Consider the following 13,343-nt stretch of genomic DNA (forward strand, 5'->3'; position numbering starts at 1 on the left):
GTGATAGCTAAACTATTCTCGTTCTTTTACTTTTTGAGTATTATACCCGGCAGGCCACCTGGTTTCAAAACCTGGATTGTGCGGGTTGTGGCAATTTACACAAGTCATTGATGCTCTGGGAGGAGCCCATCCTCCTAGTTTTTTGCCATGTGCACCACCTTTCCAATCTTTAAACTGTTTGCTGTGGCATTGGCTACATAATTTATAACTTCTGTTAAAATCAATGCTTGTGCCTGTTAAACTTGTTAAGTTGTCCATATCATTACCATTATGACAAGTAATGCAGTTCATAGTATTTAGATCTGCATGAGCCAGCTTAATATCCCAATGTGCTTTTTTTGAAGGATCTTTACTTTTTAATTCTTCTAGTGGTTTGGTATGACATTCGGTACAGGCGTATGATTTGATTTCACTTTTACGTTCAGGAATCAAAAATGTATGTGCTCCTTCTGTAATTTTGATTGTTTTAATACCTTCTAAATATTGTTCTGAGGAAATAGAGGTACCGTGATAATTTTTACTCTTGGCCTCTATTTTATCCGTAATATTATGGTATTCACCTTCTCCGTGTTTACATGAAAATAATATGACGGCAAGGAAAGTATACATCAGAATATGTATGTTATTATATCTATTCATTTTCAGTAATATTAACTCTGGTGAAAACTTCAATATCAGTTACTGCTTTATCTCTAGGAACATGACATTGCCTACAATTTATACGTTCTGGATGGGATACTCTTATCTCTTTTGGAGCTGCAGGTCCAGCATGGCAAGACAAGCAATTTTCTCTCATCTGTATTTGATGTGGGATCATTGGTGGACTCCCGGGTAAAGCATTATTTATTCCAACTTTTGGAGCGTAGGCCTTTGCAAAACCATTTTCAGTAAAGAGAGTTTCAGTCTTTTGTATTACGTGGCATTGCCTGCAATTAACCATTTCTGGATGCGGTGTAACTGGTGCATATGCGTCGAACTTTTGTACAAAACCTCCGTTTTCATGACATTGCAAACAGGTATTTGCTCCTAAACTCATTTCTTCCTTTACAGGGTGCGGGATACTGGGTGGTGCTCCAGGATATGCTCTATTATCATAATAAGTGTCTAATGATCTTTGATGTTCTTCATCAACGGGCATATTTGCATATTCTAATGCCAATCCAGAACGCTTGAACACACCGCTCTCTGACGGGATGAATGTATCTGTTGAATTTCCTTCAATAGGGATATAGCTTTCTTCCAAACCTTCTTGATAACTATAATTCCAGATAGTGATAAAGGCTATGAACAATAATAAAAAAAGTGATATGATTCCGAGTCTCTTTTTCATAACCTATGCTTTTTCAACTTTAACAGCACATTTTTTATAATCAGGTTCTTTAGAAATTGGGCAGAAAGCATCTAAAGTAACGTCATTAATTAACATGTTTTCATCGAAGAAGGGGACAAAGACCTGACCTTTGGTAGGTAATCCTCTTTTGTTTATCGATGCGGGTAATATACATGAACCTCTACGTGATGTTACTTTTATATTTTCGCCATCTCTAATTCCTAATGCTTTTGCATCTTCTGGGTGAAATTCTACATAGGCACTTGGCATCGCTTTATGTAATACAGGGATTCTACGTGTCATAGAACCTGTATGCCAATGCTCGATAACTCTTCCGGTATTTAACCAAAAAGGGTATTCTTTATCGGGAGATTCTGCTGCCGGTTCATAAGGGCGTTGCCATATGACTGCTTTTCCGTCTGGTTTTCCATAAAAATGAAAATCTTCACCGTTAGAACAAGCCGGATCATATTTTGCATTAAAGCGCCATTGTGTAGATTTTCCGTTTACATAGGGCCATATTGCTCCGGATTCTTTCTTAAGAACTTCTAAAGGTGCCATTCCATGTTTTGCTCCTTCATGAAACTGTCTATATTCATTATAAATTTCTTCAACGTGGTTTTCTTCACTATACGGAAATAAATCACCATACCCCAAACGTTTAGCAACTTCAATTGTCATCCATGCATCTGGAGTTGTTTCTCCGGGACCATCTACCATTTTATCCCAATGTTGTGTTCTTCGTTCAGAGTTTCCATACAATCCACTTTTTTCTATATGCCATGATGCTGGTAAAATTACGTCTGCTACATCAGATGTTGGCGTAGGAAAAACATCAGAAACTACAACAAAACAAGATTCTTTTTCCATACCTGGGCGATATCTACCTGTTTTTGGCAATGAAACCAATGGATTAGTTACTTGCGTCCAAATAAATTTAATATCCCCACGATCAACAGCTCTAAACATTTCTGTAGCATGATATGTTGGTTTAGAAGGAATATTCTCATAAGGCACTTTCCATATTTTTGCTGCCAAGCGTCTATGTTTTTCATTCATTACAACTCCTTTAGGCAACTTATGAGTAAAAGTACCTACTTCTCTTGCAGTACCACAGGCAGATGGCTGCCCTGTTAATGAAAATGGTCCATTCCCTGGTTGTGAAATTTTTCCGGTAAGTAAATGAATGTTATAAACTAAGTTATTCATCCAGGTCCCTCTTGTATGTTGGTTCATCCCCATACACCAATAAGAAACCACCTTTTTATTTGGATCTCCGTATATAGAGGCTAAATATTTAATATCTTTTGCAGATACTTTTGAATACTTAGCTACCTTTTCTGGAGTATAATCGTTTAAGAATTTTTTATAAGCTTCAAAATCTATTTTTTGTGGTTTGTCTTTAAATTTGTAATTATCTTCCAGACCATATCCCATATTGGTTAACCCTTTGCTAAAGTTGCAATGTTTTTCTACAAAAGATCTGTTTACCCATCCATTATTAATAATTTCATAACAAATTGCATTGGCAACAGCTAAGTCGGTTTGAGGCTCAAATAATATAGATCTATCAGATGCAGTACTAGAACGTGTTGTACGTGTAGCAAAATCAATAATCTTAGCGCCTCTTCTGTTTTTTTGTTCGAGCATTCTGGAGAATAATACCGGGTGCATCTCTGCCATATTATTACCCCATGTAATAAAATAGTCGGCATGGTCGATATCTTCATAACAGCCCATAGGTTCATCAGCACCAAAGGAGGTTAAAAAACCTGTTACTGCACTTGCCATACATAAACGGGCATTACAATCTAAGTTATTTGTACCGATTGCACCTTTCATTAATTTTGAAGCAACATATCCTTCCGGAATTGTGGATTGACCAGAAGTGTACATCGCTACACTATCTTTGCCATGCTTTTGAATAGTCTCCTTCATTTTGTTGGCAACAATGTCCAAAGCTTCATTGATTGGTGTCTTAACGTACTGACCGTTTTTCTTCACCAACGCATGAGTTAGTCTATCTTTTGATTGAATACACATGATTTGGTGATATCCCTTTACGCAAAGTAGTCCTTTATTAACACTACTCTTAGGATCTCCTTTTACGGCTACAGCTTTTCCGTTTTCGGTTCCTATAAGTACTCCGCATCCTACACCACAAAATCTACATGGAGCCTTTTTCCAATCGATATCACCGCTTGGCAATCCTTTTTCCTGTTCGTCTGCAAATAAGATTCCCGGAAACATAGTTGCTGCAGCAGTCATCGCAGACAACATAGCCATCTTTTTTATGAATTTTCTTCTGTTAGTGAGAGAGGTATACATAATACTAATTGTTTTGTGGTGTATTAAATCCAGAAACCATAGCTAATAGTTTTAGGCTTTCTATAGTGTCTAGTTTTTCTTTTAGAATAGCTTCTTCATTTTCATTTTCAGTTTCTGTAATTAAGATGAGTACATCCTTATTATTGGCTGGCATGACTTCACAGTGCTCTAGTGAAGATAGTGCATTGATAAGTTCATTTTTTTCTCCTTTTTTCGGATGGGCTAAATAACTCTTAATTGGCATAGTTTTATTATTTGTTGGTTGTAAATAGAGTTGGTTTAATTGTCACCATGACCCATCCCCAGTTATTGGTATTGCCATCAAAATTGTTTTTCAGTATCTCCATTCCGTCTGAAGCAAAGAGATGAGAATATCCAGCTTTGATGTTTACATTCTTTTGTAAATTATATGAAAACACGAGATCTATTTCTGTACCTAGTTGTTTAGATTCATCTGTAGGCAAATCTGCTGCTGCCATAAAATTATGTGCAGCTACATTTAATGTAGATTTTTGATTGAATTTCACATTAGCTTTTAGATACAAGTCGATTAGCCCTACATTTCCGATATGATTTCCAACATAGAAATAATCCATTAATCCATTAAACTTGTGATTAGTACCATAAAAAGGAGTAAAGGCTTCATTATCTCCATTAGCAGGTGCTCCATTATCGTTACCACTTTGTAGTTCTCCACCAAGTAATACTTTCCATTGTTCGGATAATTTATAGTCTGCCTCTAGACCTAATAAATATGCACTTAGGTCATTATCACCCAGATCATTTCCAAATTGATAGTAAAGATTAGATACAAGGCCAAATTTTCCTTTTTTGTATTTTAAATGAGTTCCTACAGTTTGACTATATCTACTTTCATTATTATTAGAATTATCTGGATCTGTAAACTGTAATCCATTATTAAGAAAAAGGAAGCTTCCCGAAAAACTCTCCCAATCTTTATGTAACCATAGGTATTGAATACTTTTATATGTATTGGGTGTTGTAAGTGTATGTTCTGTTAGAGATTCTTCTCCCCGGTTAAATGCAAAACCTAGATCGAATTTGAAGCTATCTTTATTATATTTTATAAGTGCAGCATCATGACTTCTGGCTTGCTGAGCCCAACCTACGTTTCCAAAAATACGCTGATCGTCATATGCAATTTCCTGGCGTCCTAGTTTTAAAGAGATATTGGGATGAAAAAGAATTTCTCCCCAAGCTTGATGAAGACTAAAACCATTTTTGTCTGCTGTATTGAGTTGGGGTACATCTCCCCACACTCTTACATCTTGCATACTTAAATAGAAGTTTAGTTTTTCCATTTTATATCCAGCATTTAATCGTGTACGCTGAGATACAAATGTTGCGGGATCTGCATCATCTGGGAACAGCGTTTTAAATCCATGTCTGTACTCGAATCGAGGTCGTACTTCGGCATCGATTTTTAATTGAGCATTAATATTTGTGATGAATAATGTGAAAAAAATGAGGGTACTAAGTTTAACGAGTTTCATAGTAAGATTTGATTATAAATTAACTCCGGTAAATATGGATTTATTAATTATTGCGTGCAATGATATCAATCAGGTTTAATGTTTTTAATGTAAAAATTGACTAAATAAAAGGCACAAAATCAATCATCATTCTCATTTTTTAATAATACTCTGAGTAAGCTATTTATTTTTCTCAGATTATAGAATAAACAAATAGTTAGATGTCTTTTTTCACCTTATAATATACGGATAAAACTATTCTCTAATGAGATCTTAAAGCATGATAATTATCATAAAGCCAATATATTAATTGAATCTAAATAAGAATAGGATTTTAAGAATGAACTCTTCTCTTTTTTGGAGATACGTCTAACTTGCGGTTAACTAATCTTATAGGTAAAGAAATGTTAACTATGGATGGTTTTATGTAAAAAATATCTTATTAGAAAAAATCAGTTTTAGTAATGGATATTTACTAAAATAATTATCATGTAGTCAAAATTTTTGGAAACTATAGTGAAACACTCAGAAGTTTATATTTCTAATATAATTATGATGAATGAATATTACTATCTATTGATGAGTGTATCCTGTATCCTTAAGCCAGTTATAATCTGGTAGAAGTTTATAGGTTATGGTGCGAGTATACTCTTCTATCTGATTGTGTTCAATAAATTCAAATTTATTGGGCCTAATCATGTATCCTCCCCAATGCTCTGGTCTTGGAATAATTTGATTTTTGAATTTGGTTTCGTAGTGTTTTAATTGATTTTCGAGCACTTTTCGTGAAGAAACTACTTTACTTTGATCAGAAGCCCAGGCTCCTAGCTTACTGCCTTCTGGTCGTGATTCGAAATACCCTTCAGATAAGTTTTTGGCAATTTTTTCTGCTGTTCCTGTAATTAAGACTTTCTTTTTTGCTGCTGTCCAATTAAAAGCAATAGAAACCTTGTTGTTTTGTGCTATGGCCTTTCCTTTCTCACTATTATAATTTGTAAAAAAGATAAAACCCTCCCAGGTGAAGCGTTTTAATAATACAATTCTACTTTTGGGAAAACCATCTACCCCGATGGTGGAGAGTAACATTGCATTAGCTTCATCCTCGGGATGAGCTTTATCTACCTCATGAAACCATTGTTGAAAATGTTGGGTTGGGTTATGGTCATCAGAAGCATTCATCATTATTTTGATTTTAATTTTCTTCCAGACCAGTTTGTAAGCACAGTAACATATGCAACAATTGAGATAGAACTTAATGGCATTAGTATTGCTGCTATCACAGGAGAAAGTTGACCGGTAACAGCAAAATACAGACCTATAATATTGTATAAAAACGATAGGGCAAAACTTGATTTAATAATTGTAATTGCCTTTTTAGATATGTTAAGGTAAGAGGATATAGTATCAAATTTTGAAGCATCAAGAATTGCATCACACGCTGGAGAAAACACATTTACATTTTCTGAAACAGCAATACCTACATCACTTTGGGCTAAAGCTCCTGCATCGTTTAATCCATCACCAACCATGATGACGTTTTGATCCTGCTTCTGCAGGGATTTAATATAATTTAATTTATCATCTGGTTTTTGATCGAAGAACAAAGACGTGTTTTCTGGGAGTGATTGTTTTAAATATTCTTTTTCTCCTTCATTATCACCTGATAAAATAGCGAGTTTATAATCCTTATATAATTGATTAAATACCTTTTTTACTCCTTTTCTATATTGATTGTGAAAAATATAACGACCTTTATATTGTTCATTTGTACTAATATGAACTGCAGTATTTATGGTTTCAGGATTGATGTTATTTCCTACAAAATTTGCTGATCCTATCTTGATAGTATCTTCCTCTAATTTGCCTTCAATTCCTTTTCCTATATGTTCATGATATTCGTCTAAGGTTAGAATATCGTGTTCTGCTAATATATCATAGAGTGTTCTGCTAAGTGGATGATTTGATGCCCGTAAGGTGTTTTTAAGCAGAGATTCTTCCTCTGGCGTTAGTATCATTCCTTCATAAGTAACTTCGCTTGTAATTGTAGTGGTTATGGTACCAGTTTTATCAAAAATCATGGTATCTGCTCTGGCTAATCGTTCTATAACATCTGCATTTTTGAGATAGAATTTGGTTTTTCCGAAGATGCGAAGGATGTTACCCAAGGCAAAAGGTCTAGCTAAAGCTAACGCACAAGGACAGGCGATAATGAGTACTGCGGTGAATACTTGTGCTGCTTTTGAAGGATCAACAAATAGCCAAAAGGAAGTAGCGAGTACAGCGATACATAAGATTGTAATGGTAAAATATTTACTTATCGTATCGGTAAGATTAGTAAATGAAGCAGTTTTATCTTTATTAAACACATCATTACTCCATAATTGCGTAAGATAGCTCTGTTCTACAGATTTTAAAACTTCAATTTCTATAGCTCCATAAAGTTGTCTGCCTCCGGCAAAAAGAGTATCACCTGATTGTTTAGTGACTGATTCGCTTTCACCAGTTACAAAGCTATAGTCAATTTGGGCATCGCCTTCAATAAGAATAGCATCTACCGGGATTAACTCTCCGTTTCTGATCAATAGTCGATCTCCTTTTTTAATATCATAGACTTGTATATTCTCTTCTTTTCTTTCTTTTTTGTGTTTTGCAACACCGATTTTTGTTACTGCAATGGGGAAATAAGATTTATAATCTCTTTCGAAGGATAAAAAAGAATAGGTTTTTTGCTGGAAGAATTTTCCTAGCAACAGAAAAAATACCAGTCCGGTAAGACTATCAAAAAAACCGGTTCCCCAATCAAAAATAATCTCTGTAGTACTGCGTAGAAAAAGAACCAGAATCCCTAAAGCAATCGGAATATCTATATTTAATATTTTGGATCGTAATCCCTTATAGGCAGAAATAAAGTAATCCTGAGCAGCATAAAAAACTACGGGTAATGAAAAAGCAAACATCAACCAACGGAAAAGGTGTTTGTATTGTTCTAACCAGTATTCTGATACTTCAAAATATTCTGGAAACGATAAGAACATCACATTTCCAAAAGCAAAACCTGCAATACCAAGTTTATAAATCAAGCTTCGATTTATTTTTGTCTTCCCTGTGGTGTAATCATCCAGACTGATATAGGGTTCATAGCCTATAGAATTAAGTAAAATGACCAATGCTTTAAGTGAAATACGATCACTATTAAAAGTAATACGAACCGTTTTTTTAGGGAAATTAACTTGAGATGCTGTAATTGCTGGTTGAAGCTTATGTAGATTTTCTAATATCCAAATACAGGAACTACAATGCATATGTGGAATGTACATTGTGATGATCTGAGTGTTACCATCATTAAATTCTATTAATTTTTCAGCAATAGAAGCAGTATCGAGATAATCGTATTTTCCTTGAATCTCTTCAGGAATGGCACCAGGAGCAGATTGTAAATCATAATAACAGGATAAATCATGAGTCGAAAAAATTTCAAATACAGTTTTGCACCCATTACAGCAGAATGTTTTTTGATCAAATTTGATTACCGTTTTACTGCAATCATCTCCACAGTGAAAACAAGTATGCTCTGACATAGAATTTATTTGCTACAAATATGAAAAAGTAAGCCTTTATATAATATGATAAATGTCATGATTCTTCAACTGATAAAAATCATAGTTTCGGTAGTTGTAATTGTCTAATTTTGAGTGTAACATATCAAAAAAAGCAAACGATGAGAAAAATATTAATTCCCACAGATTTTTCAGAAAATGCCATGAATGCTTTACGATATGCTGTTGAATTTTTTAAGTACGAACGCTGCGATTTTTTTGTTCTACATGCTTATGCCGATGAGGTATACAATCATAATACTTTGGTTTCTCGTAAAATTTTTAATGAGCTAAAAGAAAAAATACATAAAAACTCTGATTTGGCCCTAGATAAGGTGCTTTCAGAAATAAAAAGTATTTCACCTAATCCTCAACATGAGTTTAGATTACTATCCATGTTTGGAAGTTTAATTGATGAGGCTAATGACCTGGTTGATAAAGAAAATATAGATATTCTAATTATGGGTACAAGAGGAGAAACTGATGATCGAAAACTTACTTTTGGAAGTAATACCTTACAAGTGCTTAAGTATGTAAAATGCCCTTTATTGGCAATCCCGAGTGATTGTAGTTACAATCCACCAAAAAATATTTTATTTCCTACAAATTATCAATTGCCATTTAAACGAAGAGAACTAAAATTGTTTAGTACATTAACTAAAAGCTTTAGATCTGTTATTAATTTTTTATATATCTCTAACTTTGACAAGCTTTCTATCAGACAAGAAGATAATAAGTATTTCCTAAAAGAATCATTATCTCATGCAGAATTGATATTTCATCAAGAGGCAGCAGAAGACCTTACCCGTGCTATAAACCAGTTTATAAAGAGTAATGAAATAGATTTTTTGGTCATGGTGAACTCTAGACGTTCTTATTTAGAAAACCTTTTAGATCAATCTACAATTGACAAAATAGGATTACGTATTAAGATCCCTTTTTTAGCGATGCAAAATTTACAACGATATTAAAATCATATAGAGATGAAACGAATTTTATTACCCACCGATTTCTCTGATAACGCATTTAATGCGATCAAATATGCATTAAATTTATTTAGAGATGAAGATGCTACTTTTTATTTGCTCAACACATTTACACCTGTATCGTATCACACTGGATATCTTATAGAGAACCCTGCTCCATACGGCATGGAAGATATTGCAATGATAAATTCTAAACGTGATATAGAACAAACAGAAGAAAAAATAAAAGAAGAGTTTGAGAATCCAAAACACAATTTTGTAAGATTATCAACTTTTAATACTCTTATAGGTGAGATTAAGGAAGTTGTTGAAAAGTACAATATTGATCTTATAGTAATGGGTACCAAAGGAGCTACAGGTGCCAAAGAAGTCTTTATTGGCACACATACTATGTATACCATAAAAAAAGTGCATTGCCCTGTTATTGCTGTTCCTTCTGGTTTTGAATTTGAAAAACCTAAAGATGTTTTATTTCCAACAGATTATAATCTGAGTATGGATAATAAATATTTACCTTTGATAAAAGAAATTTGTGATAAATATATTTGCAGACTCAATATCTTAAATGCTTATTATGGAGTTGCTTTGGGAGACGAACAGCAAAAGATTAAGGAAGATCTGGACGGGTATTTTAAAGATAATGCTCATGTTTTTCATATCGCCGAAGGAATGGATGTACTAGAAGCTGTAGAAGATTTCCAGAAAAAGTACAAAATTGATTTATTGATCATGATTCACAATAGACACTCCTTCTTTGAAAACCTTTTATTCAAACCGGTAATTAACCAAGTAGCTTATCATACCAATGTCCCTTTTTTGGTAATTCCTTCTAAAGAAAGGATAGAGTAATATTAATCATAGACCTGACCAGTCTGATAAATATAGACAAATGAAACAAATTCTAATCCCTACAGATTTTTCTGATAATGCATGGAATACCATATTGTATGCTATAGAATTATATAGAAATGTTCCCTGTGAGTTTTATTTGTTAAACACCTATGATCTTGAACCAGTACAACTTATAAGTATTGTAAGCTCTCAACGTGTTGGTCACCTTTATGAAGCGGTTAAGATAGAATCTGAGCAAGGATTACTAATGACAATGGAGGATATCAATAACTCTAAACCAGGTTTGAATCATACCTTTAAAACCATAAGTAAAAAAGGATCTTTGGTTCAAAACATAAACACGCTTTCAGAAAACAACTCTTTTGATATGATCATTATTGGTACCAAAGGAGCCACTGGGAGTAAAAATCTTTTTTTAGGAAGTACTACACAAAAAGTAGTTAAGAATGTATCCCATTGTCCAATCCTTATCATTCCTGATGATTCATATTTTAAAGAAATTTCGGCAATAGCTTTTGCAACAGATTTTGAGCGAATGTATCATAAGGCTGAGGTAACTCCAATACTAGAATTTGCCAAAAATCAGAATGCGACTGTTAGGATGATTCATATATATGATAAACCCAACTTAGATCCTTTACAACATTATAATTCTAGCTCATTAGAGCACTTTTTTAAACGTGTAAAATATGATTTTCATGTTATGCCTGATTTTTCAACTGTAGAGCATGCTATTCAGGAATTCATTGAAGAACTAGAAATCGATATTCTGGTAATGATTAATTATGAACACAGTTTTGTCGAAAGAATAATAAAAGAACCAATTATCAAAAAAATGACATTTAATACTGTAATCCCTTTTTTAGTGATCCCAGCTGATACTGCTATTTGAGAGATTATACAGACATGAGATTTGTCATAGTATTCCTAGTATTATAAAGCTAGTTTTATAATGTAATTCGTAAAACTGAAAAGCGATGAAAAGAATACTTGTTCCCACGGATTTTTCTAATAATGCCTATGGTGCTCTTTTTTATGTCACCCGTTTATTTCAAGATCAGGAGTGTAAATTCTATATTTTGAATACTTTTGATGTAGACACTTCTGTTTTAACCAGCAGAATTAATACTGCCAAAGGAGATTTGTTATATCAAGAATTAAGTAATGAGTCGCAGGAAAAGCTCACCGAAACACTTCATTCTATAGTTAGAGATACAGAAGATTTTAAGCATACGTTTGAGACTATTTCGGTTTCCAAAAAACTCACAGATACTATTAACAAAACAATAAAGAGTAAAAATATTGATCTTGTAGTTATGGGAACTAAGGGAGCCAGTGGTGTTAAAGAAGTTCTTATAGGAAGTAATACCGTTAAAGCCATTAAAAATATTAAGGATTGTGCGATACTGGCAGTACCAGATGAATTTGATTTTAAAAAACCTGCAGAAATTGCTTTTGCAACAGATTTTAAATGCCTTTATAGCATAGAGTCTTTAAAACCTCTTCTGGAGATTGTTACTCTATTTTCTTCAAATATTAGAGTAATGCATATCCATGAAGAAGAGAAATTAGACGAAATACAAGAACATAACCTTAAGAGTCTTAAAGAAAATTTCAAAGACTATAATTATTGTATTCATTGGATTCCTCGGTTTACTCAAAAAGCCAAACTTATAAATGAATTCATTGGGGATATGAATATTGATATGTTATGTATGTCACAATACAAACATAGTCTTATAGAAAGCATTACACACGAACCTGTTATTAAAAAAATAGGATTTCATACAGCTATTCCTTTCTTGGTCATTCCTGAGTAAAGCTGATAATTATCATAGTTTTTGTAAGGCCGGATCTATAAATTTATAAGACTAATCCTAAAGACCTAAGTGATGAAAAAAAAGATTTTATTGCCCACGGATTTTTCAAAAAACGCGTGGAATGCTATACTATATGCTATAGAATTATATAAAAATGAAACATGTGATTTTTACGTACTTAATGTGTTTAATGCAACAGGTTATGCATTAGAAAGTATGATGATTCCCGAACCAGGAGAACGATTTTATGAAGAGGCTAAAGAGAAATCAGAAAAAGGCTTAAGTAAAATCGAGGAAAGGTTGAGTTTTAGAGATGACAATCCTAATCATAAATTTTTTATGATATCCGAATTCAATACTGTATTGAGTGCTATCAAAGATACTGTAGAGAAAAAAGATATAGAGATGATCGTTATGGGAACCAAAGGGACGACTAATGCTGGAGATCTGATTTATGGTAGTAATACAGTTTTGGTGATGGAAAAAGTAAGAAATTGCCCTGTTATGGCCATCCCCGAAGATGCTAACTATAAGGAGCCAAAAGAAATTGTATTTCCAACCGATTATAAAACTCATGTTAAGCGTAGAGAATTGCAATATCTTATTGAAATAGCAAGGATCACTAATGCAGGAATTAAAATTCTTCATATTACTAATGATGATGATCTAGATGAAGAACAAGAAAACAATAAAAAGCTGCTTATAGAATACCTTGATGGTTTACAATACACTTTTCATACACTGCATAATATAGATGTAAAAGGAGGACTTAGCAGTTTTGTTGAAAGTAGAGGAAGTGATATGATTACTTTTATTAATAGAAAACATAGTTTTTTTGGAAGCATATTTTCAAAACCAATGGTAAAAAGTTTAGGGCATCATTCTAAAGTCCCTGTATTAGCACTGCATGATTTAACAAATTAGGTAAGTATGGGTAT

12 protein-coding genes are annotated in these 13,343 nt (G+C 33.4%); 5 read left to right on the top strand and 7 right to left on the bottom strand.

Annotated elements, in window-relative coordinates; all coding sequences use genetic code 11:
- Positions 1-12: 12 nt before the first annotated feature.
- The 7 genes from DG435_RS19150 to DG435_RS19180 form a co-directional block, all read right to left on the bottom strand.
- Positions 13-639 (bottom strand): cytochrome c3 family protein, encoded by a 627-nt coding sequence (locus tag DG435_RS19150; RefSeq protein WP_024768147.1) that lies wholly within the window; start codon positions 637-639, stop codon positions 13-15.
- Entirely contained in the window at positions 632-1,330 is a 699-nt protein-coding gene (locus tag DG435_RS19155; RefSeq protein WP_106793398.1) for a nitrate reductase cytochrome c-type subunit, read from the bottom strand. Before DG435_RS19155 ends, DG435_RS19150 begins: the two co-directional genes overlap by 8 nt.
- A gap of 3 nt (positions 1,331-1,333) precedes the next feature.
- A complete protein-coding gene (locus DG435_RS19160; RefSeq protein WP_106793399.1) occupies positions 1,334-3,658 on the bottom strand; it encodes a molybdopterin-dependent oxidoreductase in 2,325 nt (774 codons plus the stop codon).
- Positions 3,659-3,662: 4 nt separating this feature from the next.
- On the bottom strand, positions 3,663-3,902 hold the full coding sequence (locus DG435_RS19165) for a hypothetical protein (RefSeq protein WP_024768144.1): 240 nt from the start codon (positions 3,900-3,902) through the stop codon (positions 3,663-3,665).
- 7 nt (positions 3,903-3,909) lie between these two features.
- Entirely contained in the window at positions 3,910-5,172 is a 1,263-nt protein-coding gene (locus DG435_RS19170) for an alginate export family protein (RefSeq protein WP_106793400.1), read from the bottom strand.
- A gap of 552 nt (positions 5,173-5,724) precedes the next feature.
- The gene (gene pdxH, locus DG435_RS19175) at positions 5,725-6,333 is read right to left on the bottom strand and encodes a pyridoxamine 5'-phosphate oxidase (RefSeq protein ID WP_106793401.1); all 609 of its coding nucleotides are present in this window, start codon (positions 6,331-6,333) and stop codon (positions 5,725-5,727) included.
- The gene (locus tag DG435_RS19180; protein WP_106793402.1) at positions 6,333-8,729 is read right to left on the bottom strand and encodes a heavy metal translocating P-type ATPase metal-binding domain-containing protein; all 2,397 of its coding nucleotides are present in this window, start codon (positions 8,727-8,729) and stop codon (positions 6,333-6,335) included. Before DG435_RS19180 ends, pdxH begins: the two co-directional genes overlap by 1 nt.
- Positions 8,730-8,869: 140 nt before the next feature.
- Here DG435_RS19180 and DG435_RS19185 point away from each other — a divergent pair, with 140 nt between their 5' ends.
- The 5 genes from DG435_RS19185 (at position 8,870) to DG435_RS19205 (ending at position 13,329) form a co-directional block, all read left to right on the top strand.
- Positions 8,870-9,718 (top strand): universal stress protein, encoded by an 849-nt coding sequence (locus DG435_RS19185; protein WP_106793403.1) that lies wholly within the window; start codon positions 8,870-8,872, stop codon positions 9,716-9,718.
- Positions 9,719-9,730: 12 nt separating this feature from the next.
- Complete coding sequence (locus DG435_RS19190; RefSeq protein WP_106793404.1) at positions 9,731-10,582, top strand: universal stress protein; 852 nt, start codon at positions 9,731-9,733, stop codon at positions 10,580-10,582.
- 40 nt (positions 10,583-10,622) lie between these two features.
- Positions 10,623-11,477, top strand: coding sequence for a universal stress protein (locus DG435_RS19195; protein ID WP_106793405.1), 855 nt, complete (start codon positions 10,623-10,625; stop codon positions 11,475-11,477).
- Positions 11,478-11,562: 85 nt separating this feature from the next.
- Positions 11,563-12,405 (top strand): universal stress protein, encoded by an 843-nt coding sequence (locus DG435_RS19200; RefSeq protein WP_106793406.1) that lies wholly within the window; start codon positions 11,563-11,565, stop codon positions 12,403-12,405.
- A gap of 72 nt (positions 12,406-12,477) precedes the next feature.
- Entirely contained in the window at positions 12,478-13,329 is an 852-nt protein-coding gene (locus DG435_RS19205; protein ID WP_106793407.1) for a universal stress protein, read from the top strand.
- Positions 13,330-13,343: the final 14 nt, after the last annotated feature.

This window comes from Aquimarina sp. Aq78 (assembly GCF_900299525.1).
Classification (GTDB): domain Bacteria; phylum Bacteroidota; class Bacteroidia; order Flavobacteriales; family Flavobacteriaceae; genus Aquimarina.

Bases quoted from the DNA above. Each gene is read 5' to 3' on its own strand.
- DG435_RS19150 (WP_024768147.1), bottom strand. From the start codon at position 639: ATGAATAGATATAATAACATACATATTCTGATGTATACTTTCCTTGCC.
- DG435_RS19155 (WP_106793398.1), bottom strand. From the start codon at position 1,330: ATGAAAAAGAGACTCGGAATCATATCACTTTTTTTATTATTGTTCATA.
- DG435_RS19160 (WP_106793399.1), bottom strand. From the start codon at position 3,658: ATGTATACCTCTCTCACTAACAGAAGAAAATTCATAAAAAAGATGGCT.
- DG435_RS19165 (WP_024768144.1), bottom strand. From the start codon at position 3,902: ATGCCAATTAAGAGTTATTTAGCCCATCCGAAAAAAGGAGAAAAAAAT.
- DG435_RS19170 (WP_106793400.1), bottom strand. From the start codon at position 5,172: ATGAAACTCGTTAAACTTAGTACCCTCATTTTTTTCACATTATTCATC.
- pdxH (WP_106793401.1), bottom strand. From the start codon at position 6,333: ATGATGAATGCTTCTGATGACCATAACCCAACCCAACATTTTCAACAA.
- DG435_RS19180 (WP_106793402.1), bottom strand. From the start codon at position 8,729: ATGTCAGAGCATACTTGTTTTCACTGTGGAGATGATTGCAGTAAAACG.
- DG435_RS19185 (WP_106793403.1), top strand. From the start codon at position 8,870: ATGAGAAAAATATTAATTCCCACAGATTTTTCAGAAAATGCCATGAAT.
- DG435_RS19190 (WP_106793404.1), top strand. From the start codon at position 9,731: ATGAAACGAATTTTATTACCCACCGATTTCTCTGATAACGCATTTAAT.
- DG435_RS19195 (WP_106793405.1), top strand. From the start codon at position 10,623: ATGAAACAAATTCTAATCCCTACAGATTTTTCTGATAATGCATGGAAT.
- DG435_RS19200 (WP_106793406.1), top strand. From the start codon at position 11,563: ATGAAAAGAATACTTGTTCCCACGGATTTTTCTAATAATGCCTATGGT.
- DG435_RS19205 (WP_106793407.1), top strand. From the start codon at position 12,478: ATGAAAAAAAAGATTTTATTGCCCACGGATTTTTCAAAAAACGCGTGG.